This window comes from Sphingobium sp. (genome assembly GCF_033795625.1).
Classification (GTDB): Bacteria; Pseudomonadota; Alphaproteobacteria; order Sphingomonadales; family Sphingomonadaceae; genus Sphingobium.
Map to the genome: position 1 here is coordinate 1 of NZ_JARYGI010000124.1, position 705 is coordinate 705.

The 705-nt window shown below is 64.5% G+C and carries 1 protein-coding gene and 1 pseudogene; both read right to left on the reverse strand.

Annotated elements, in window-relative coordinates; translation table 11 throughout:
* Nucleotides 1-72: 72 nt before the first annotated feature.
* Complete coding sequence (locus tag QHC67_RS18945) at nucleotides 73-393, reverse strand: AtpZ/AtpI family protein (RefSeq protein ID WP_319296720.1); 321 nt, start codon at nucleotides 391-393, stop codon at nucleotides 73-75.
* A 162-nt stretch (nucleotides 394-555) separates the two neighbouring features.
* Nucleotides 556-705: pseudogene (locus QHC67_RS18950) on the reverse strand (DUF1318 domain-containing protein); the annotation flags it as partial.

Below are 705 nucleotides of genomic sequence, written 5' to 3' on the forward strand. Positions count from 1 at the left end.
GGATCGATTTTGCCGGATTCTGCCACGTTTACCCCTGCAACCCATTGCCGCCGACCTATGACAAAAGCGCCCCTATTCGCCGGGACGCTTCGTCGAAAGCCTGATGATGTTCCTGAACGCCGCCACGATGCCGAGACCGAGAAAGACGAGCAGAAGCCAGGGCGACGTGCCGAACAGGCGGTCGAGGACCCAACCCACCAGCGCACCGCCGACAAGACCGCCGATCAGTTCGGCCAGAACACGATTGCCGAGGCGGGACCCATCGTCCGCCGCTTGCGTGCTCGCACCGACCCTGACCTTTTCGGTGCGTTCGGCGCGCACGATCCGCTCTTCGAGCGACGTGATGCGCGCATCTTCCCCCACCGGGTCTTCCCCGGGTGCGTCCTCGGTCATCGCGGCCTCCCTCCGTCCGCTATTGCGTGGAAGAAGGCCATGAAGCCTGCGGCTGCACCCGTCAAGGCGCGGCCCGTTTAGAAAGGGGATGCGGGATAGTCAACCATTGTAGGACGGTCAGGTAGAGCCATTGAAAAGGATCGCCCGATGGTAGCGATCCCGTCAGCCCGCCGTGGCGCAATAGGGCGGCAAGGCTATGGGTCCAGCGCCTTTCGTCTGCCATCCGCCCGCGCCGATCCGATAGGCCTGACCCGGCTTCACTCGGCTGCTGAGCGTCTGGCAACCGGTGGCGGCGGCTACGTCGGAGACCGT